The sequence below is a fragment of the Marilutibacter maris genome, assembly GCF_003233695.1.
In the GTDB taxonomy this organism is placed as follows: domain Bacteria; phylum Pseudomonadota; class Gammaproteobacteria; order Xanthomonadales; family Xanthomonadaceae; genus Marilutibacter; species Marilutibacter maris.
Genome location: NZ_CP029843.1, coordinates 3966038 through 3986519, shown reverse-complemented (window position 1 = coordinate 3986519; position 20482 = coordinate 3966038). Strand labels below are relative to the sequence as shown.

Here is a 20482-nt window from a genome sequence, read left to right as displayed (position 1 = left end):
GGATGTATGCCTCGGCACGGCGCAAGCGGAGATGATGGGACAGGCGAATGCCGTTCTGCTCTTCGTAGGAGCGGCGTAAGCCGCGATGAAGCCTTCCCATGAAAGCCCGATCGCGGCTTGCGCCGCTCCTACGAAAGACGGGGCAGAGGCGGGTCGCGGTCGTCCCGTTCGCCACGGACGGCCATGCCGAAGCGTCGCCGTGAGCGGTTGCAGGACATCCCGCAGGCGCGGCGTCGCTAGCGCGCATCGTCGGTGTCCTGCAGCAGGCCGAGCACGCGCCGGGCCAGGGCCTTGGGGGTGGTCGTGGCGGTGTCGGTGTCGCCGACGGACTCGTCGGCGGCGAGGATCGGGCCGACGCAGGCCGGGCAGCCGGCGTGGCAGTCGCAGCGTTCGACCAGCTCGCACGCGCGCTGGACCAGCTCCGCCTGCCGTTGCCACAGCGGTTCGCTGAGACCGACACCACCGGGAAAGTTGTCGTACAGGTAGACGGTCGGGGTGAAGCGGGCCTCGTCGTCGAGGTTGCGCTCGGCGCCGTCGGCGCCGCGCAGACGGCCGCGGCCATCGGCGTCGGCGGTCGCGAACCAGCTGCCGTCGCCGTTGCCGACCGATTTCTGCAGATCGCGCGCATCGGCCATCACCGCGACGCTGGCGACCAGGTGCAGGGCGTGGGCGGCGCCGAGGAACCCGTCCAGCGCCTCCTGTCGCGAGCCGAACCAGGCCAGCAGCGCGGCCTGCGGCAGCTGCCACCACGCCGCGGTGGTGTGCAGCTCCTGGTCGGGCAGATTGACCGGGCCGTAGCCGATGTTCTCGTGGGTGTAGTAGCGGATCTTCTTGTAGCCCGACACCCGCCGCACCACGTGGACCTCGCCGTGGCCGGACTCGCCGGCGCCGGCGCGCCCGCCCTGGAAGCGCTCGAGCAGCTTCAGCCGGGTGTAGTCGATGGCGTCGGTGTAGTAGTCGACGTGGGTGCGGGTGACGTAGGCCTTGCGGCCGTCCCAGTCCAGCCGCTCGACCTGGTAGGGCGTGCTCTGGATCATGTGGATCGCGCCCTCGTACAGGGTCAGCGCGGCGGCCGAGTAGTCGACCTCGGCGATGATGGTCTGGCGGCCGTCGCTGCGGTCGACGACGACGAAGTTGCCGTCGGCGACCGCGCGCAGCGACACCGCGTTGGCCGGGTAGCTGTCGGCGATCCATTCCCAGCGCTCGCCCTCGCGGTGCACGACCTCGCTCTCGGCCAGCACCTCCAGGTAGGGCGTGGGCTCGATCGGGCCGTAGCGCTCGCCGGCCTCGAACGGCAGCTCGAACGCCGCGCAGCGGATGTGGTCGAACAGGATCAGCGGCTGGTCCGGGGCGGTGCGCGCGTGCTCGGGCGGGGCCTCGGCGAAGAACTCCGGATGCCGCACCACGTACTGGTCCAGCGGCTGCGAGCTGGCCACCATCACCCCCAGCGCCGGCTGGCTGCGGCGGCCGGCGCGGCCGAAGCGCTGCCAGGTCGCGGCGACGCTGCCGGGATAACCGTTGAGCACGACCACGTCGAGCGCGCCGATGTCCACGCCCAGCTCCAGCGCCGAGGTGCTGACGATGCCGTCGACGCCGCCGGCGCGCATCTCGCGCTCGGCCGCGCGCCGCTCGCCGGGCAGATAGCCGCCACGGTAGGCGCGGATCCGCGGCGGCTTGCGCGGGTCGTGGTCGAACACGTCCTTGAGGTACTTGGTCAGCACCTCGACCATGGTCCGCGACTGCGCGAAGACCAGGGTCTTGAGCCCGGCCTTGATCGCGATCCGTGCGATCCGGTTGCTCTGCGAGCGCGCCGAGGCGCGCAGGCCGAGGTCGGGATTGACCACCGGCGGGTTCCACAACAGCACGTGGCGGTCGCCGCTGGGGGCGCCGGACTGCTCGATCGCGGTCACCGGCGCCTCGATCAGCGCCTGCGCGTGCTCGCGCGGGTTGCCGATCGTCGCCGAGCACAGGATGAAGCGCGGCGACGCGCCGTAGAACGCGCAGATCCGCTTGAGCCGCCGCAGCACATTGGTCACGTGGCTGCCGAACACGCCGCGGTAGCTGTGGATCTCGTCGATCACCACGTACCGCAGGTTCTCGAAGAACTGCGCCCACTTGGTGTGATGCGGCAGGATCGCCTGATGCAGCATGTCCGGGTTGGAGACCACGATGTCGCCGTGCAGGCGGATCGCCTGGCGCGCATCGCCGGGGGTGTCGCCGTCGAAGGTGAAGGCCTTCAGGCCCAGATCGCCGGCGCGGCTGAGTTCCAGCAGTTCGGCGACCTGGTCCTGCGCCAGCGCCTTGGTCGGAAACAGGAACAACGCCTTCGACCCCGGCGCCTTCGAGCCCGCCGCCTTCGAGCCGGCGGCGGCGGCGCGGCCCTGCATTGCCGCGGCCACCACCGGCAGGGTGTAGCACAGCGACTTGCCCGAGGCGGTCGGGGTGACCACGGCGACGTGCTCGCCGCGCCGGCTCGCCGCCCAGGCCTCGGCCTGGTGCGAATACAGCCGCTCGATGCCGCGCGCGCGCAATGCCGCCGCCAGTGCCGGCGGCAGGTCGGCCGGCAGCTCGGCGTAGCGGCCCTCGCGGCCGGGCAGGGTGAAGTGGCCGGTGATGCGGTCGCGGTAACGCCGCGCCAACCGCGAGGTCAGGGTGCCGCCGTCGCCGCGGACCGGGACCGGCGGGGTCGCGGTCCCGAACGCCAGTGTCTCGCCATCGTCGTACCGCGCCAGTGCCCGTGCCATCGCCGTCTCGCCCGTCCAGAGGCGGCCAGTGGGCCAGAGCCCCGTCTCAGCCGGTGAGACGGGCGCCGGTTCACGCTGCGCCCGCGGCGGCGTTGGAGTCGGTGACAGGGCCGGCCGTCTGCCGGTCCGTCATCGACGACGACCAGGAGGTGATGGATGGACCGGATCGAGACATGGCGCGGGCGGGGCATGGCGATGGCGGCGATGGCGCTGCTGGCATCGATGCTGGCGGGTTGGAGTGCGCCGGCGCGCGCCGACTGTCCCGACGGCGACCCCTGCGAGACCGTGCACGTATACCGTCTGCAGTCGCGGCTGCCGATCGACGAGGACGCCCAGGGGCGCCCGTTCCAGTCGCTGCAGGAGGCCAATGCGACCGATGCGGTGGCCTTCCGCTCGATCCTCGCGGTGGCGGCCCAGGCCAACGCCTACGCGATCCGCTACCAGGTCACCCGCATCGCCAGCGCCCCCAACGACTACTGCGAATGCAATCTCGAGTACGACAATCGCGGTTGCCCGTCGTCGCTGCCGCGCGAAGAACTGCAGCAGTGCGCGCGGGTCTGCCGCTACAACGATGGCGCCTGCCAGGTCACCGGTTTCAACCGCAAGCACGACGGCGGCCTCTGGTACGCGTTCCCGGCCGCGACCCAGTGCGGCGGGCCGCGCAACACCTGGCGCAAGCGCACCTTCGGCAGGACCAATCCGGCCTGGTGCGACTGGCGCGAGGACGCGAGGACGGTCAAGGACGCCGCCTGCATGGCGCGCGCGCTGGGCGAGCGCCCCGAGGCCACCCTGGGCGAGCTGTTCGACGACGAGGATCTGTGCCTGCCGTAGCGGTCGCGCGGGCGCCGGCTCGCCGTGGCCGGCGCCAGCCTTCATGCTGTGGGCATGGACCACGACCCCAAACCGTTCTCGCCGGCCTGCGAGCGCAATCGCGAACCGATCCTCGATGTGCTGCGACGCCGCTTCGTCGATGCGCGCCAGGTGCTGGAAATCGGCAGCGGCAGCGGCCAGCACGCGGTGCACTTCGCCGCGGCGATGCCGTGGCTGCGCTGGCAGTGCAGCGACGTCGCTGCGCATCTGCCCGGCATCCGCGCCTGGCTGGACGAGGCCGCGCTGGCCAACACGCCGCCGCCGCTGGAGCTGGCCGCGACTGTCGAGCCGGTGCCCGGGCTGGCGCCGCCGCTGCCGCACGACGCGCCCGCCTTCGACGCGGTGTTCAGCGCCAATACCCTGCACATCATGGGCTGGCCGCAGGTGCAGGCGCTGTTCGCCGGCCTGTCGACGGTGCTGGCCGAGACCGCGACCGTCGTCGTCTACGGTCCCTTCAACTACGACGGCGACTACACCAGCGCCAGCAACCGCGAGTTCGACGCCTGGCTGAAGGCGCGCGACCCGGCCTCGGGCATCCGCGACTTCGAGGCGGTGAATACGCTGGCCCGCGGTATCGGCCTGACGCTGATCGAGGACGTGGCGATGCCGGCCAACAACCGCTGCCTGGTCTGGCGACGCTGAGGGTTGGGTGCCCCTTTTGGGGATTCCCGGGCGCTGCCCGGGGATCGCGGCTCACGCCGCTCCTGCGAAAGGCGGGGTAAAGGCGAGTCGGAGGCTGTCCCGTCTGCGGCAGGCGGTCATGCCGACGCGTTGCCGTGAGCGACTGCCGGACATCCCGTAGGAGCGGCGTAAGCCGCGATCGGGCTTTCATGGAACGGTCTGGCCCAGCCCCCCTGAGTGAGGGGGGCGATTCGCGCGCAGCGCGAATGGGGGTGTGGCAGCGCACCGGCGGGGCCCAAGGTTTGCGCAGCAAACTTTGGGGATTCCCGGGCGCAGCCCGGGGATCGCGGCTCACGCCGCTCCTACGAAAGGCGGGGTAAAGGCTAGTCACAGGTTGTCCCGTCTGCTGCAGGCGGTCATGCCGACGCGTTGCCGTGAGCGACTGCCCAGACATCCTGTAGGAGCGGCGTAAGCCGCGATCGGGCTTTCATGGGAAGGCTTCATCGCGGCTTACGCCGCTCCTACGAAGAGCAGATGGACATTCGCCTGTCCCATGAGCCCATCCCCCTGAGTGAGGGGGGCGATTCGCGCGCAGCGCGAATGGGGGTGTGGCAGCGCACCGGCGGGGCCCAAGGTTTGCGCAGCAAACTTTGGGGATTCCGGGGCGCCGCCCGGGGATCGCGGCTCACGCCGCTCCTGCGAAAGGCGGGGTAAAGGCGAGTCGGAGGCTGCCCTGTTTGCTGCAGGCGATCATGCCGACGCGTGGCCGTGAGCGATTGCCCAGACATCCTGTAGGAGCGGCGTAAGCCGCGATCAGGCTTTCATGGGAAGGCTTCATCGCGGCTCACGCCGCTCCTGCGAAAGGCGGACCAGTCCTCGTCTGGGACACACCCTGTCCGGCGGGTGCCAGCGCTGGCCGACATCGCGATCCAGTGCCGGCACCCGCGCCGCTCCTACGAGAAACAAAAAAGGCCCCGCTCGCGCGGGGCCTTCCGGGACTGCCTGCTGCTTCGGTGACGGCCGGGCGCCTACGCGACCTGGACCACCCGCAGCGGGTTGTTCCATTCCGCCAGCAATTCGGCCTCGCGGGCCTTGGCCTTGTGCAGGTGCGCTTCCTTGACGTGGCCGTAGCCGCGCACGTGCTCGGGGATCGAGGCGATCTCGGCGGCCAGGGCGACGTTGCCGGCGTCCAGCTTCGGCAGCAGCGATTCGATCGTGGCGAAGTACTCCTCGATCATCCGCCGCTCCATCCGCCGCTCCTCGGTGTAGCCGAACACGTCGAAGGTGCCGCCGCGCAGCTTGCGCAGCTTCGCCAGCCACTTGAACGCGGTGAGCACCCACGGGCCGTACTCGGACTTGACCAGCTCACCCTTGTCGTTCTTCTTCGCCAGCAGCGGCGGCGCCAGGTGGAATTTGAGTTTGTAGTCGCCGTCGAACTGCTGCTCCAGCCGGCGCAGGAACTCGCCGCTGGTGTACAGGCGGGCGACCTCGTACTCGTCCTTGTAGGCCATCAGCTTGAACGCGTAGCGGGCGACCGCCTCGGTCAGGTCGGTGCTGCCCGGCGCCTTGCCCTGCTCGGCGTCACGCACGCGGGTGACGAAGCTGCTGTAGCGCGCGGCGTAGGCGGCGTCCTGGTACTCGGTCAGGAAGCTGATCCGGCGCGCGATCAGTTCGTCCAGCGAGCGCGACAGGCGCTCGTCGTCCAGCGGCAGGAAGGCGACGCTGTCGGCATCGGACTTGGCATTGCCCAGCGCGTTGGGCAGATGGCGCAGCTCGTCCTCGTCGCGGGTCGCGCGAGGCGCCGAGGTCGAACCCCACTCGGTGCTCTCCCATGCGCCCGGCTCCAGCATCGGCAGTACGTTCGGATGCGCGGCGGCGGCCGGCGCGCTGGGCACGATGCCGGCCGCGGCCAGCACCGCCGGCAGGTCGATCGCGGCCAGCCGGCCCCAGGCGAACGCGGTCTTGTTCATCTCGATCGCGGCGCCGTTGAGCTCGACCGCGCGCATCAGCGCGTCGAACGACACCGGCACCAGGCCCTGCTGCCAGGCATAGCCGAGCAGGAACAGGTTGCTGCCGATCGCGTTGCCCAGCAGTGCGGTCGCGACCTGGGTCGCGTCGACCACGTGCGGCTGGCCGCCTTCGCCCATCGCGGTGCTGATCGCCTGGATGATGTCGTTGGCCGGGAACTCCATGTCCGGGCGGGTGGTGAAGGTGCCCGGCATCGCCTCGTAGCTGTTGAGCACGACCTGGCTGCGACCCTCGCGGATCTTCGACAGCGCCCAGTAGTCGTTGACCACCACCATGTCGCAGCCCAGCACCAGGTCGGCCTCGCCGGCGGCGATGCGCACCGCGTGCAGGTCCGCCGGCGTCCGCGCGATGCGGATGTGGGTGGTGACCGCGCCGCCCTTCTGCGCCAGGCCGGTCTGGTCGAGCACGGTCGCGCCCTTGCCCTCCAGGTGCCCGGCCATGCCCAGCAGCGCGCCGATGGTGACCACGCCGGTGCCGCCGACGCCGGTGATCAGGATGTTCCAGGGCTGCTCCAGCGCCGGCAGCTGCGGCATCGGCAGGTCGCCCAGGCGCTCCTTGGCGTTGGACGCGGCCCCGCTCTTGCCGGACACGCCCTTTTTCAGATCGCCGCCCTCGACGGTGACGAAGCTCGGACAGAAGCCGTTGACGCAGCTGAAGTCCTTGTTGCAGTTGCTCTGGTCGATCTCGCGCTTGCGCCCGAACTCGGTCTCCTTCGGCAGCACCGACACGCAGAACGACTTCTTGCCGCAGTCGCCGCAGCCCTCGCAGACCAGCGAGTTGATCATCACCCGCTTGGCCGGGTCGACCATCTTGCCGCGCTTGCGGCGGCGGCGCTTCTCGGTCGCGCAGACCTGGTCGTAGATCAGCACCGACACGCCCTTGACCTCGCGCAGGCGCTTCTGCACCGCGTCCAGCTCGCGGCGGTCGAAGAACTCCACATCGGACGGGAACAGCTCGCGCTTCGACCACTTGGACACGTCGTCGGACACCACCACGATCGTGTACACGCCCTCGCTGCGGACCTGGTGGGCGATCTGCGGCACGCTCAGGGTGCCGTCGACCGGCTGGCCGCCGGTCATCGCGACCGCGTCGTTGTAGAGGATCTTGTAGGTGATGTTGACCCCGGCGGCGATCGACTGGCGGATCGCCAGCGAGCCGGAGTGGAAGTAGGTGCCGTCGCCGAGGTTCTGGAACACGTGCGGGGTGTCGGTGAACGCGGCCTGGCCGGCCCAGGTCACGCCTTCGCCGCCCATGTGGGTGAAGGTGTCGGTGCTGCGGTCCATCCAGGTGACCATGTAGTGGCAGCCGATGCCGCCCAGCGCCCGCGAGCCCTCCGGCACCACCGTCGAGGTGTTGTGCGGGCAGCCCGAGCAGTAGTGCGGCACGCGCGGGAACTGCGCGCGCGGCAGCGCCAGCGCCGACTCCTTCTGCTCCATCCAGCGCAGCACCTCGCGCATCTGCTCGCTGTCGTGGAACTTCTGGATGCGGCGCGCGATCACGCCGGCGATCCGCGCCGGGGTCAGTTCCGAGGTCGACGGCAGGATCCACTCGCCGGACTCGTCGTACTTGCCGACGATCGACGGCCGTTGCCCGTCGAAGTTGTAGAACAGCTCCTTCATCTGGCTCTCGATGAAGGAATGCTTCTCCTCCACCACCACGATGTCCTGCAGCCCGCGCGCGAACGCGCGGATGCCGATCGGCTCCAGCGGCCAGGTCATGCCGACCTTGTAGACGCGGATGCCCAGATCGGCGCAGGCGCGCTCGTCCAGGCCCAGGTATTCCAGCGCCTGCAGCACGTCCAGGTAGCTCTTGCCGGTGGTGACGATGCCCAGCCGCGGATTCGGCGAGTCGATCACCATCCGGTCGATGCGGTTGGCGCGCGCGAACGCCTGCGCCGCCTTCACCGCGTACTGGTGCAGGCGCATTTCCTGTTCCATCGGCGGGTCCGGCCAGCGGATGTTGAGCCCGCCCGGCGGCAGCTCGAAGTCCTCCGGCATCGCGATCTGCAACGCCAGCGGATTGACGTCGACCGAGGCCGAGGACTCCACCGTCTCGGCGATCGTCTTGAAGCCGACCCAGCGCCCGGTGTAGCGGCTCATCGCCCAGCCGATCAGGCCCATGTCGAGGATGTCCTGCACCCCGGCCGGGTTCAGCACCGGCATCATCGCGCTGACGAACTCGTGCTCGGAACCGTGCGGCAGGGTCGAGCTGCGGCAGGCGTGGTCGTCGGCGGCCAGCGCCAGCACGCCGCCGCGCGGCGAGGTGCCGGCGGCGTTGGCGTGCTTGAACACGTCGCCGCAGCGGTCCACGCCCGGGCCCTTGCCGTACCACATGCCGAACACGCCATCGTGCTTCGCGCCCGGGAACAGATTGGTCTGCTGGGTGCCCCAGACCATGGTCGCGCCCAGGTCCTCGTTCAGGCCCGGAGTGAACTTCACCCCGGCCTTCTCCAGGTGCTTGCGCGCGCGCCACAGCTCCAGATCGAAACCGCCCAGCGGCGAGCCGCGATAGCCGGACACGAAGCCGGCGGTATCCAGCCCCGCGGCCTGGTCGCGCAGCCGCTGCATCAGCGGCAGCCGCACCAGCGCCTGCACGCCCGACAGATAGATGCGACCGGCCTCGCGGGTGTACTTGTGGTCCAGCGAGTAGTCCGGGTCCATCACGCTGTTGGTCAGCGAAGTGTTGGCCGAGGACGGGTCGGAAAGTTCGGACGTACTGGTCATACGTGGCTCCGGGCGGGGGATCGCCTGTGGCTGCGGGAGAACGCCCGGCGCCATGCCCCAGGTCCGCGGCAACGCCGGCGGGCACGGGTCAGGGTCCGAGCAAAGACTCGAAATTATAGCAATGCGGCCTTGGTCGACCGTGAGGGGTGACGGCCGGGAGCGGGGTTAGCGGTTGGGGCCGAGGCGTACGGTGGGGTATGGGGAAGTAGAAATGGGATAGTTCTAGGGGCGGTTCAATGAAAGTAGGGTGCAGCTCGCTGTGCGATTCGTAGTAAATTCAGAACATTGCCGCCTCGGACCTGAGGAGATATCGGAACGTTGAAGCATACTCAAACGTTAGACCCTTCTGTCGTAGGCGGAGGGCGGCCCGATCGCTATTTGACGCGCTGTCGTCCGAAGCAAAACTATATATTGAGGTTTGATGCAATGGCGGAAAATGATCTGTTGGAACGTGAAATTCGTACTACGGCCGTAGATTTCTCATTCGGCGAGCTTCTCAATCTCCATAATGATAAGGAAATTATCATTCGCCCTGAATATCAGCGGCTTTTTCGATGGAGTCTTGAGCAGCGCTCAAGGCTGATTGAGTCGATCGTCCTCGGGCTGCCTATCCCTCCAATTTTTCTTGTCGAAGGGCCGTCCGGGGTTCTGGAGCTGATTGACGGGTTACAAAGAACAAGCTCCGTGCTGCAGTTTCTGGACCATGATGCCATCGGGGAGTCGGAGCTCAAGCTAATAGGCTGCGATATTCTTGATGAACTGAACGGCAAGACTTTCGCTAGTCTTCCTTTGGCTGTGCGCTTGAAGATTAAAAGGTCGCCTATACGTGCAACAATTATAAACAAGTCGGGGGATGCTTTCGTAAAGTATGAGATGTTTAAACGGTTGAATACTGGTGGGTCATTGCTGTCGGCCCAAGAAATACGAAATTGTAGCTCGCGTATGGTTGAGGGTGGTGACATTTTCTACGATGCGATTCAGGAGATGGCGAAGTATCCTGCCTTTGCCAAGGCAACTAGCCGGCTTCCCGAAACTTTCAAAGAGCGCCGCGCTGATGAAGAGCTCGTGCTTCGTTTCTTCGCGGTGACATTGTTTCGCGATCAATATCACGGAAACATCGAAGAGTGGCTCGACTCCATCATGGAGTCGATTCTCTTCGGAAGAGTCGAGTTTGACCTTGAGCAGCAGAAAGAAAACTTCGAGAGGGCGTTCGATTTAGTCGCTGAAAAGTTGGGAGACGCGGCATTCACGCGATTCACGGACGAGGGTGAGCCGACCGGACGATTGGCGCCTGCGTACTATGAGGCGACAGCACATGCTTTTTCGAGTTGCTTTGATTTTATAGCCACACTCGACAATGACGAGGTTCGAAAAAGGCTGGTCACGGCTTATGGTGATCAGCGGTTCTTGGACTCAACCGGACCTGGCGCGAATACAATTCCAAAGCTAGAGGAAAGAATTAAAGTTGTTGCTGAGCATTTTCAGTAAGTATGAGTGTTCTGGATTCTATAACAAGAGATCTTGACTGGCGCGAGACGGAAATCGCGTCTATGAGGCTCCTGTTGTTGTCGAAGTCAGTAACTTCTTCTCAGAGTGCTGTCCTGCTGCGTGCTGCATGGGCTTTGCTCTACGCCCACTACGAGGGTTTCTGTAAGAATGCCCTTAATATATTCTTTGATGCTGCGCAGGGCTCAGGTATTAAGTGCGCCGATCTTCCAAATCCCATGAAGGTTCTCGCGCTAAATGATGCATTTGTGAAGCTTAGGAATTTGCCGATCTCAGTTTTTCTTGGGGAGATTGAGTCATTCTCAACTTCCTATCTCGATCAAATCCCTGAGTTTCCGGAGGTCGATACGAGGTCAAATCTTTGGCCAAGTGTTCTGATTGAGCTCATGAAGTCTGCGGACTTATCCCCTGCAAAGGTGGAGGAGCACCAAGCAAAGCTGTCTACACTGGTGGCTCGAAGGAACGGGATAGCGCATGGTGAGAACAACATTATTCCCGAGTTTAAGTACTACAAATCATACGAAGATGTGGTTTACGAAGTTATTTATGATCTGGCATTTCAGATTGAAGAAAAGCTGCAGGGCGTTCCTTTCGGAGCGGGCATCGAATGAGGGATGAAGAACAGGGGTCAGCAAAAGGAGCCGGGTTCATTCCAGAACCGGGGTCGGAGTCGACTTTCACGCATGAAGGCGGTCGACTCCGGTACCACGTCCTACCAGGACAACAGCGCAAGCCGCCCCTGCTATTGAGCTCCATGGCCCATATGCCCATGTTCAAGATCAAGCTCGTCATGCTCGTGGCTTCCCTGACCGTGCATTCCACATGCCTGGCCCAGGACGCGCTCCAGAACGGAAAAAGGGTCAGGTTGGACTGCCCCGGCTTTCACAGACAGGTGGTCAGGATACAAGCCTGACCGATAGATAGTTCCTCTCCGCCTGCACGGGTGATTGGTAGCCCAGTGCCGAGTGCATGCGGATGCGGTTGTAGAAGAGTTCGACATACTCGAACACTGCCATGCGTGCGGCTTCGCGGCTTTCAAAGGGTCTGTCGTCACCAATCTCGTGCTTGAGGGTGGCGAAGAAACTCTCGGCCATGGCGTTGTCGTAGGGCAACCCCGGCCTGCTCATGCTCAGACGGATTTTCGCTGCCTCCGCTTTGGCCCGGTAACGGGCGCCGGTGTACTGGCTACCGCGGTCATGGTGAAGGATCAGACCCGGCTTGGGGCGACGCTGCTGCAAGGCCATATCGAGGGCGCGCTCGGTGAGATCGAGCCGCTGGTGGTTGTCCATCGCCCAGCCAACAACGCGTCGGCTGCAGGCGTCGATCAGGGCCGCGAAGTGGAGCGGCCCTTCGCGCGTGGGCAACTGCGTGATGTCGCCGACCCACAGCCGGTCCGGCGTCGGTGCGGCAAACGGCCACGAGCATAGCCGTGGTGCCGCTGGCGTGCGCTGATAGGCGGCGCGAGCACGCAAGAAGCGGCGTCGGCGGCGCGTCCACAGGCCGAACTCTCGACGAAGGCGATCCATTCGATGGCGTCCGCAGTCGATGCCACGCCGACGCAACTCACGCCACAGACGACGGCTTCCATAGCTCTCTCGAAGTTCCCGGTGCGTGGCTGCGATAACTGCCGCCAGCTTCACGTCTTCCGTTGCCCTGGTGCTTGGTGGACGCCGCTTCCAGGCGTGATAGCCGCTGAGCGACACCTTCAGCGCCCGGCACAGGTCTGTCAGAGGAAACGTCATCCGTTGTCCGTCGATCCAGGCGTACCGCGCTTGGATGCGCTCGCGAAGTACGCCGTCGCTTTTTTTAAGATCGTGTTTTCCTGCTCTAGCCGAGCGACCTGCCGGCGCAGTTGGGCTAGCTCCTGCTGCTGTGGCGAACGCCGGCCAGAGCCACGGAACGCCTGATCCCCATCAGTGGCAATCGCATCGCGCCATTTGTAGAGCCGGTTACGCGGTACGCCCAACTCCAGCGCCAGCTGGGTAGCCGGCTTGTCGCCGCGCTCCAGCAACCGCACCGCCTCGCGCTTGAACTCTGCGGTGAACTTCTGCCTTACCATCAAACACCTCCGGGGTTGTCCCCATTTTCAGGTGTCTGTGAAAGGCGGGCCAGTCCAGGTTCATTTGTTTCCATGAATGAGCGTCCGCTGTTCGAAATTGCAGAGCATTCGGTGGCCATCGATGGCCTGGACCCGCAGGATTGGCTTCCCGCCGGCGCCGCGCCTCGGCCGCCACATCGTCATTCCGCGCAGCTGCGTCTCGTGATCCATGCCCTGTCCGAAGGCTTCCTGCTGGTGAGCCAGTCCAGTGGCCATCCGCACCTCGATGGCGATACCTGGCATCCGACACTGGAGGAGGCGTTCGCGCAGGCCGCTCAGCAGTTCGGAACGTCGGCAGGCCAGTGGCAGCGTATTAGGGATTGACCAACTTCATTACCTGGGCCGTTCCGTGGCGAAGCGCAAGGCATGGTGACGAACGCTCATGAGAAGATTGCTGGATTGCGAACGTCCCCTAGCCGGCTACCTGTTCGAGCTGGCGGGGCTACCGGTAGACCTGGACGCACTGCGCGTGGAGCCAATGGAAGACGGCGGCATGGGCGGCCTGGCCATACAGTCACCAGGGGGGCGTTATGGTTCATCCGCTGCCGAGTGTCACTTCCACGATTCGGATGGGGAGCTGGTCTCGGTCGTGCTCAATCTCGACGAGGTCGGCGCTCCATTTGAAATCGATGTCTTCAAGGTGGATTTCAGCCCGCTGCTGACGTGGCCCGCCCGCGCGGACCTGCGTGCCGGCCCACCCTGCGGCATGCCTGAGTCATGAAGATGCAGGGTGAGTCAGACAGGAGCACGATGGATAGAGCGCAATTCAGGCAGACGATCATATGCACCGCGGCCGTGGGTGCCGTGCTGGGCCTTGTGCCCGCACTGGGCTCCATCGCGATTCGCTCGGAGCGTGTTGCGGGTCCGGAGGGGTTCCTGGACTGGCTCCTCTATGCGATGAACCTGGCAGGGGTCCTGGTTGGCTCGGTGATCTTCTGCGTTCTTGTCTTTGGCATGCTTCCAATGCTGTTGCAGGCCGGTTTCGTCAAGCTGGCACGGTTATGGACTGGACGCGCGTGATCGTTCGACAAGATTGATGTTGTTGCGTCATGTAGCCGCGACTTCTGACCGCTACCAGGGGAGAGATGGCAACTCGTGAAGACATGAAGGACTGGGTTGGATAAAAGGGGTCAGGTTCATTTTGCTGGAGCCTCCCGCTAAGACGTAGGAGATAGGCGTGGGAACTGAAATCGACTTGCCATGCTCCTGATCCCCGCACGCCACATCCAAAGGTTGATGCCCATGAGGACCATCGCAGCTGCCGCCGTATCCATCCTTGTCGCCGCGGGGTGTTCGGGTCAGGCGCCCCAGCCGGTCAGTGTCGACCGCGTGTCCGAGTCGACGGCAACGTTCTTCGTGGTGACCTGCCCCCACTGAGCCATACCAGTCGAATCTGGGTAAAGTCCGTCAACCCGAGAGGACGGACATGCGCAAGAGTCGATTCACCACCGAGCAGATCATTGGGTTCCTGAAGCAGGTCGAGGCCGGCATGGCGGTCGCCGAGCTGGCCCGCCAGCACGGCTTCAGCCCGGCCAGCTTCTACCAGTGGCGGGCCAAGTACGGCGGGATGGAAGCCGAAGACGCCAAGCGACTGAAGGAGCTGGAGGCTGAGAACAACCGGCTGAAGCGGTTGCTGGCCGAGGCCCACCTGGACATCGAGGCGCTGAAGGTCGGCTTCGGGGTAAAACGCTAGCCCCGCAACGCAAGCGCGAGGTGGTCCGGCGCATGCTTGAACACACGAAATTGAGCGAGCGCCGGGCCTGCCGCCTTGCGGGGCTATCCCGCGATGCCTTCCGCAACGAGCCGGTCCCAACACCTGCTACACAGACGCTGTCGGCCCGGATCATCGAACTGGCTCAGCTGCGCCGGCGCTTCGGCTATCGCCGCCTGCACGACTTGCTGCGCCCGGAGTTCCCGAACGTGAACCACAAGAAGGTCTATCGCCTGTACCGCGAGGCGAACTTGGCCGTGTGTCGTCGCCGGAAGGCCAAGCGGCCGGTTGTAGAACGCCAGCCCTTGTTGCAGGCGAACCAGCCTAACGCGGTCTGGAGCATGGATTTCGTGAGCGACGCCCTGGCCAATGGCCGCCGGTTGAAGTGCCTGACCGTCGCCGACGACTTCAGCCACGAGTGCGTCGACATCGTGGTCGACCATGGCATCAGCGGCGCCTACGTCGTGCGCATGTTGGATCAGGCGGCCTGCTTCCGCGGCCATCCCCGTGCCGTGCGCACTGACAACGGCCCGGAGTTCACCAGCCGCGCCTTCATCGCCTGGACGCAGCAGCACGGCATCGAACACCTGCTGATCGAACCCGGCCGGCCGATGCAGAACGGCTACATCGAGAGCTTCAACGGAAAGTTCCGCGACGAATGCCTGAACGAGCATTGGTTCACGTCACTCGCCCAAGCCCGTGACGTCATCGCCGACTGGAGACGTGATTACAACGAGGTTCGACCGCACAGCAGCTGCGGCCGCATCCCGCCATCGCAGTTCGCTGCCAACCACCGAGCACAACAAGCCAACAACGCAGTAACCTTCAATCCCGGACTTTGTCAGGAATGACTGGTACGGCTATCGGGGGCAGGTCAGTGGGGGTGGATGCCTCCAGGCTGCCCGAGCCCGCGCGATCCGCGGTGCTGGCGGCGGAGAAGGACATCGACCTGGTGCTTGGCGGTCATCCCCCCGCCTGCAAGGACGCCCCTGACAGTGGCGAGTCGGATGGCGGTACGACGCACTATGAGTGCGAGTACTACGACCTCACCGTCATGCAGAGCATGTATCGGGTCGGCGATGTGAACGGATACATCTATGGGCCCATCATCACCTTCCCGGGCGACTACCCGATCTCCCATGTCCGCTTCTACAGCGGTGAGGAGCTCAGCGCCCTGTTCAAGCAGGCGCACGCGCGCTGACGGGGGAAAGGGTCGGATTCATTGGCAGGCTCGAAGTGCGAGTTGCATTGTCATCACGCCTTGTCCCTCGGAGACTGTGCTTGCTCTTGATCTACGATGGCTGGCATGACGATCGACAACGCGCCCGGTCTGGATATCCACCTCGACGATCTGTCGCTTGACCGTCTCATCATGCATGTCGCTCGGGCATCCCGTTTTTCCGACGCATGGGCCGGCTTCGCCACCACGGAGCCGCATGAGCTGTTTTGCGACCGCTTCTCCAGGCGTGTGGCGGACACGTACCTGGCCCGGGTCTTGTCCTACGACGATGCCGACAGGGCCATGAACGGGTTGTACGCCTACTGCCATCACCTCGACACGGACAGGGGGATGCCGGACTACGCCTGGGCGGTGTTCACCGCGTTTGAGGCGGGGGAGTATGTGCATGAAGGCGACGGTCCGGACACCCACGCCGACGAGAAGTACGTGCGCCCATTGTTGCTGAAGTTGCAAGCCTGACGGCTCAAGGAGTGGGAGTCGCAGTCGACTTCCCCTCCCGAACATGCTCAACTCCTCCGGATGCGTGGCGGATGCCGCGCCGTGCGCAGGCGCACCCCGACCCGGATCAGACACGTACATGGAGGTAGTCTTGAAAGCAGGCGATGTCATCGTTTCCCGACGCGACAACGGCGAGTGGGCGATTGCATGGAAGTGAAAATCGCACTTGTAGTCGCGGAAGTGACGCTGTATTACGCGATCCTGGCTTGGTTGGGGACAAAACTTGCTGCCGTTGTGGCCAGACGTGAGATCCATCGCCGGACGGGCATGGGAGATCCCGCGACCTGGCGTGGTGCCGTGGCTATCACTTTGATGGTCTCGGGTCTCCTGATCGCGATGCAACTGGGGCTGCTGATTGTCGAGCTGCAGATTCCTGAACCCATACCGGTCCTGATTCATCTGTATTGGTGCGTGGCGATGGTTGCGTCGTTCGTTCCGTCCATGAAGACGAAAGCCCGTATGCTCGAAGAGGCGGGGATCGATCCCATGGGCTCCGTATAGGAAGTGGGTCGAACAAAAGAACAGCGGCCAGGGTCTATTCTCGCGCAGGAAGACAGCCGACTCGACAGCAAGGCGCAAAGTCGACTTCCCCACCCGAACATGCTCAACTCCTCCGGATGCGTGGCGGATGCCGCGCCGTGCGCAGGCGCACCCCGACCCGGATCAGACACGTACATGGAGGTAGTCTTGAAAGCAGGCGATGTCATCGTTTCCCGACGCGACAACGGCGAGTGGGCGACGACCCGGATCCTGGCCGTGGATGCGTGGCCGGACGGGAGCAGGACCTTCCATTGCCTTTGCTACGCGCCCACGGCCACCCGGCCGTCCGCGGAGGGGCTCGATGCCCTGACCGTGCTGGCCCGGCATGTCCCGATCGATTCGCTCGGCTTCAAGCGCGACGGCGAGGTGCTGTGCTCGCGCCCGGTCGCCGATGAGGAGCTCGACGGATTCCACGAGTACCTCAAGCACACCGACTTTCCGCGCTATATCGAGGCCACCGGGCAGGACCTGGAGCTGGTCGTGTCGCAGGCGAACGCCCACTACATGACCGCGAACGCCCTGAGCGACGGCGACCGCGGCGCCGAGGCGATCGAGGAGTACACGCGGGCGGTGGAGTTGTTCCCGATGTTCCACGAGGCGATCGACAACCGCGGCTTCACCCACATGGACCTGGGCGAGTACGACAAGGCCCGGGCGGACTTCGAAGCCTCGCTGCGGGTCAATCCCAACGGTCACACCGCGTTCTTCTCCCGCGGCGAGTGCCTGCTGAAGCTCGGCGAGTTCGACGAGGCCGAGAAGGCCTTCCAGGAAGGCGCGGACCGCTTCAGCGAGCACCGCGACACCTACCTGCGCTACGTCGAGGCGACCCGGATCCACCGGGATATGGCCTAGGTCCGAGAAGATGCCCGGGTAAGCGCCTTGACGCAGGGGTGGCTGGAGGTGGATCCGGCAATTTCGGTTCGACCTGTCCAAGGACCTGCTGCCAATGCCAAGACTCTGCGCATATCTGCTTTCGCTCCTGCTGGCCGCGCCGGCGTTCGGTCAGACCGTCGTCCCACCGGAGGTCGTGAGCGTTGTGTCCGGCGGCCACTGGGAGGCCAACGGATGCACCGGGACCTATCGGGTCGTTGTGGTCAACGACGGCTTTGAGCATGTGGTGTCCCATGCCCTCGTGCAGTGGGTGGCCGCGCCTTCATCGCCTGACGAATCGCCTTCGGTGGTCGCCTCCGTGGAACCACCGCTCCCGTTCGGGCAGGGTGTGGCCAGCCTCATCGCAACCCTGAAGCCTATGGGCAGCGGCCAGGTTGGGATCAGGCTGTCCGGTTCCGCTCCGGCGGCACCCAATCAAGAGGTCGGTACACTGCTGATCGCCAGGGAACCTGGAGTCGTTGCCGTCCAGGGCGACTGACGGGTGGACTGGACCGAGGCCGGTCGTTGCGAGCCCGGGAGAGGGCGTACGGATGGTTTGTTGGCTGCATTCTCGTCGCGGGCGGCGCAAGGTACCCTGACCGGGCATCCCTCCGATGCCGATGCGTTGTCGGCTCCAGCCGAGGTTCCAGCTCATATGTTCAAGTTGATAGCGGTCCTGGTCCATGCGGGCGGCATCGCCGCGATGATGGTTGCTGGCGCCCTGGTGCCGGCCGTTCTGGCGCTCTATCCGCCGACACATCTCGGCTCGTTCGGGCCGATCATCCCGGCCATCTCGCAGACGCATGCCAATTGGTTGCCGCTTGTGCAGCCCGTTGCATGGGCGATTGCCGTCGTATCCGCTGCGATCGGAATTCTTGTCTGGCGCTCCCGCAAGACTGTCGAGGTCAAGGTCAATGCCGCTCTCACGATAGGCGCCCTCAACTTCTCACTGGCACTGTTCTTCACCACCAGCCTGCTGGTGGCATATTTCTATCTTCCGAAGATCGCGAACGCAGCCTGACGGTTCGACCGGACCGACACCGCGCCGCATCGCGGGCTGAGGTCCGTCCGGGTCTGCAACCGGATGGACGTCGCGGGTCGGCGCGATCGGTCCTTGCGGATCGACGTCCCGCGAGGCGGAGCGCACAGGCCGGCCTACTTCTCCGTGGCGACCGGGCGCGGACCGGTCGGGATCATGATGTGCGCGTACGGGGTGTTCTTGTACATCACGTACGGGCCGCCCGCGTTGGGGTCGTTGGTCATGTCCTTGAGCGAGGACTCGGGGTCCGGGACGATCACCATGATGTGCGGGCCCTCGGTCACCCAGGGTTCGCCCGGGTCCTGGGTGGTGTCGAACGGGTCGTCGTTGTTGGTCGCGATGTCGCCGCCGAACATGTAGGAGATGCCCACACTGACCGGGTCCGGCGCCTGCCTGTGCGCGAACGCCTGCATGAAGGCCATCCAGGTCGCGTCGTTGCACATCGGCACGTCCATGCCCGGGCCCATGCTCGGCATGCAGGTCCAGCCATTGGAGCCTTCCCGCAGCACCTTGCCGTCGTGGTCCATGATCTTCGCCTGCGCGGCGATCTGCATCGGTCCCGCGCTCATCGCCCGCGCGATCAGCGCCGCGTCGGTCGCGTCCTTGTCGTCGGCCAACACGGCGGGCGAAGCCACCAGCGCCGCGCCCGAAAGCACGATTGTCCAAAGCGATACTCTGTTCATGATACCTCTCCGAAAAAGGGGGCATCACGATCAACGCAGTCGCCGCGGAATTCAGGCCCTGCTTCCGCGAGGCATGGGCAGGCAGTGAGAATGAGGGGGCATGTCATGACGGAATGCGAGGCCCGGTGGATGCGGCTGATACGCTCGGGACGGTCATTGCGGTTGGCGACTTCCATCGTCGACAGGCTTTTGCGCATCGCCAGAGGTGTTAACGCATGGTAAGAATCCTGTTCCCGCTGGTCAGCGCGCTGTGCTGGGCCAATGCCCTGATCGTTGCCGGCGATGGCGTCCGGGCCGGGCCCGGCAAGGTGCTGGCGATCAGTCTGGTGGTCGCCTCGATCTACGCGCTGCTGGGGTCGATCGGCTTCTTCGTCGGGCGTCATATGACGCGGTTGTCGGCGGCGATATCGGGCGACAGCCCGGCGGCCGCTGCCCTGCGCGGCCTGCGCGTGTGGCTGACGATCGGCGCGGCGGGCCTGGGGCTGGTGATGGTCCTGTCGCTGACCGCGCTGGCCCAGCGTCTGGGAGAGGGATCGCATGTCTTCGGGTAAAGCAAACAGAGGCAGGCGCAAGGCCGGCAGGGACGGCGCGGATCGTCGGGGGCTGCCGCGGACCGCGATCGGTGTGATCGTCCTGCTGGTCCTGGCCGCCGCGGCGCTGGTCGGGGTGGTCCCGCGCGCCGTCGCGATCGCCTACTTCGTCGCCAGCGGCATGTCACTGCTCCTGTACGGTTGGGACAAGGCCGCCGCCGGCCGGGGAGCGCGGCGTACGCCGGAGAAGACCCTGCATCTGTTCGACCTGCTGGGCGGATGGCCCGGCGCCCTGATCGCCCAGCAGCAGTTCCGCCACAAGACCGCGAAGACTTCGTTTCAGGCGATGTTCTGGGTCACCGTCGTGGTCAATGTCGCGGTGGCGGGGTGGTTGCTGTCGGCGGGCGGCGTGCCGGCCCCGAAGGATGCGACCGGGAGCGCTTGCCCGGCCGGGCCCGGGTGCCTGTTTCAGGCGACGAACAGCAGCACGGCGTGGAATGCGAACAGGCACCCGATCATGTTGCGGCGCTCGGCCTGATTGGCGCCGCCCTCGTAGGCGCCGTTGAAGAGCGGGCCCCAGTGCATGTCCTGGTCGTGCTTGAAGTGATGCCAGTGCCAGTAGATCAGCAGGCTCGCCGCCAGGAATGCCGCCGCGTGCTTCCAGTCGTGCCCGGACAGCAGAAGCGCCAGCTTGGCCGTCGTCGCCAGGACGAAATAGATGTCGAGGATCTTGATCGGCGGCATTGGCTAGCAGGGGCGGGGTGGAAACCGGGAGCAGGGT

22 protein-coding genes are annotated in these 20482 nt (G+C 65.3%); 16 read left to right on the top strand and 6 right to left on the bottom strand.

Annotated features, from left to right (window positions below):
- Positions 1-236: 236 nt before the first annotated feature.
- Entirely contained in the window at positions 237-2744 is a 2508-nt protein-coding gene (locus tag C9I47_RS17215) for a DEAD/DEAH box helicase (RefSeq protein WP_111267842.1), read from the bottom strand.
- A 156-nt stretch (positions 2745-2900) separates the two neighbouring features.
- Between C9I47_RS17215 and C9I47_RS17210 the strand changes: the two genes are divergently transcribed.
- Complete coding sequence (locus tag C9I47_RS17210) at positions 2901-3575, top strand: hypothetical protein (RefSeq protein ID WP_111267841.1); 675 nt, start codon at positions 2901-2903, stop codon at positions 3573-3575.
- Positions 3576-3629: 54 nt separating this feature from the next.
- Positions 3630-4256, top strand: a complete 627-nt coding sequence (locus C9I47_RS17205; protein ID WP_111267840.1) for a DUF938 domain-containing protein — start codon at positions 3630-3632, stop codon at positions 4254-4256.
- A gap of 1007 nt (positions 4257-5263) precedes the next feature.
- On the opposite strand, the gene C9I47_RS17200 is transcribed toward C9I47_RS17205, so the two are convergent.
- Positions 5264-8986: an indolepyruvate ferredoxin oxidoreductase family protein gene (locus C9I47_RS17200; protein WP_111267839.1), complete on the bottom strand. Its 3723-nt coding sequence runs from the start codon at positions 8984-8986 to the stop codon at positions 5264-5266.
- A 318-nt stretch (positions 8987-9304) separates the two neighbouring features.
- Here C9I47_RS17200 and C9I47_RS17195 point away from each other — a divergent pair, with 318 nt between their 5' ends.
- Complete coding sequence (locus C9I47_RS17195) at positions 9305-10474, top strand: DUF262 domain-containing protein (protein ID WP_223250204.1); 1170 nt, start codon at positions 9305-9307, stop codon at positions 10472-10474.
- 2 nt (positions 10475-10476) lie between these two features.
- A complete protein-coding gene (locus C9I47_RS17190; RefSeq protein ID WP_111267837.1) occupies positions 10477-11103 on the top strand; it encodes an MAE_28990/MAE_18760 family HEPN-like nuclease in 627 nt (208 codons plus the stop codon).
- 285 nt (positions 11104-11388) lie between these two features.
- Here the strand turns inward: C9I47_RS17190 and C9I47_RS17185 are convergent, their stop codons facing one another.
- Both C9I47_RS17185 and C9I47_RS17180 read right to left on the bottom strand, forming a co-directional pair.
- Entirely contained in the window at positions 11389-12249 is an 861-nt protein-coding gene (locus C9I47_RS17185; protein WP_262982925.1) for an IS3 family transposase, read from the bottom strand.
- Positions 12231-12551, bottom strand: a complete 321-nt coding sequence (locus C9I47_RS17180; protein ID WP_111264920.1) for a transposase — start codon at positions 12549-12551, stop codon at positions 12231-12233. The genes C9I47_RS17185 and C9I47_RS17180 overlap by 19 nt, the downstream gene beginning before the upstream one ends.
- 72 nt (positions 12552-12623) lie before the next feature.
- Between C9I47_RS17180 and C9I47_RS17175 the strand changes: the two genes are divergently transcribed.
- The 10 genes from C9I47_RS17175 to C9I47_RS17130 all read left to right on the top strand — a co-directional run bounded on the left by C9I47_RS17175 (position 12624) and on the right by C9I47_RS17130 (position 18470).
- On the top strand, positions 12624-12914 hold the full coding sequence (locus C9I47_RS17175) for a hypothetical protein (RefSeq protein ID WP_111267836.1): 291 nt from the start codon (positions 12624-12626) through the stop codon (positions 12912-12914).
- A 58-nt stretch (positions 12915-12972) separates the two neighbouring features.
- Positions 12973-13311 carry a DUF6984 family protein gene (locus tag C9I47_RS17170; protein WP_111267835.1) on the top strand — a complete coding sequence of 113 codons (339 nt, stop codon included), beginning with the start codon at positions 12973-12975 and terminating at the stop codon, positions 13309-13311.
- The gene (locus tag C9I47_RS17165) at positions 13308-13610 is read left to right on the top strand and encodes a hypothetical protein (protein WP_111267834.1); all 303 of its coding nucleotides are present in this window, start codon (positions 13308-13310) and stop codon (positions 13608-13610) included. Before C9I47_RS17170 ends, C9I47_RS17165 begins: the two co-directional genes overlap by 4 nt.
- A 406-nt stretch (positions 13611-14016) precedes the next feature.
- A protein-coding gene (locus C9I47_RS17160) for an IS3 family transposase (RefSeq protein WP_111265113.1) occupies positions 14017-15152 on the top strand; the annotation gives its coding sequence in 2 pieces (ribosomal slippage) (positions 14017-14272 and positions 14272-15152; 1137 coding nt in all).
- A gap of 32 nt (positions 15153-15184) precedes the next feature.
- Positions 15185-15502, top strand: coding sequence for a hypothetical protein (locus tag C9I47_RS17155; RefSeq protein WP_145985560.1), 318 nt, complete (start codon positions 15185-15187; stop codon positions 15500-15502).
- Between the two features lie 105 nt (positions 15503-15607).
- The gene (locus tag C9I47_RS17150) at positions 15608-16000 is read left to right on the top strand and encodes a hypothetical protein (RefSeq protein ID WP_111267832.1); all 393 of its coding nucleotides are present in this window, start codon (positions 15608-15610) and stop codon (positions 15998-16000) included.
- 186 nt (positions 16001-16186) lie between these two features.
- Positions 16187-16540, top strand: a complete 354-nt coding sequence (locus C9I47_RS17145) for a hypothetical protein (protein ID WP_111267831.1) — start codon at positions 16187-16189, stop codon at positions 16538-16540.
- Between the two features lie 186 nt (positions 16541-16726).
- The gene (locus tag C9I47_RS17140) at positions 16727-17431 is read left to right on the top strand and encodes a tetratricopeptide repeat protein (RefSeq protein ID WP_190238551.1); all 705 of its coding nucleotides are present in this window, start codon (positions 16727-16729) and stop codon (positions 17429-17431) included.
- A 94-nt stretch (positions 17432-17525) separates the two neighbouring features.
- Positions 17526-17948: a hypothetical protein gene (locus tag C9I47_RS17135; RefSeq protein WP_111267829.1), complete on the top strand. Its 423-nt coding sequence runs from the start codon at positions 17526-17528 to the stop codon at positions 17946-17948.
- Positions 17949-18008: 60 nt separating this feature from the next.
- Positions 18009-18470 (top strand): hypothetical protein, encoded by a 462-nt coding sequence (locus tag C9I47_RS17130; RefSeq protein WP_145985559.1) that lies wholly within the window; start codon positions 18009-18011, stop codon positions 18468-18470.
- 134 nt (positions 18471-18604) lie between these two features.
- On the opposite strand, the gene C9I47_RS17125 is transcribed toward C9I47_RS17130, so the two are convergent.
- Entirely contained in the window at positions 18605-19171 is a 567-nt protein-coding gene (locus C9I47_RS17125) for a hypothetical protein (protein ID WP_145985558.1), read from the bottom strand.
- 215 nt (positions 19172-19386) lie between these two features.
- On the opposite strand from C9I47_RS17125, the gene C9I47_RS17120 reads away from it, so the two are divergent.
- Both C9I47_RS17120 and C9I47_RS17115 read left to right on the top strand, forming a co-directional pair.
- Positions 19387-19722 (top strand): hypothetical protein, encoded by a 336-nt coding sequence (locus C9I47_RS17120; protein WP_145985557.1) that lies wholly within the window; start codon positions 19387-19389, stop codon positions 19720-19722.
- Positions 19709-20239 carry a DUF1294 domain-containing protein gene (locus tag C9I47_RS17115; RefSeq protein WP_111267825.1) on the top strand — a complete coding sequence of 177 codons (531 nt, stop codon included), beginning with the start codon at positions 19709-19711 and terminating at the stop codon, positions 20237-20239. The genes C9I47_RS17120 and C9I47_RS17115 overlap by 14 nt, the downstream gene beginning before the upstream one ends.
- On the opposite strand, the gene C9I47_RS17110 is transcribed toward C9I47_RS17115, so the two are convergent.
- Complete coding sequence (locus C9I47_RS17110) at positions 20170-20445, bottom strand: hypothetical protein (RefSeq protein WP_111267824.1); 276 nt, start codon at positions 20443-20445, stop codon at positions 20170-20172. The genes C9I47_RS17115 and C9I47_RS17110 overlap by 70 nt on opposite strands.
- Positions 20446-20482: the final 37 nt, after the last annotated feature.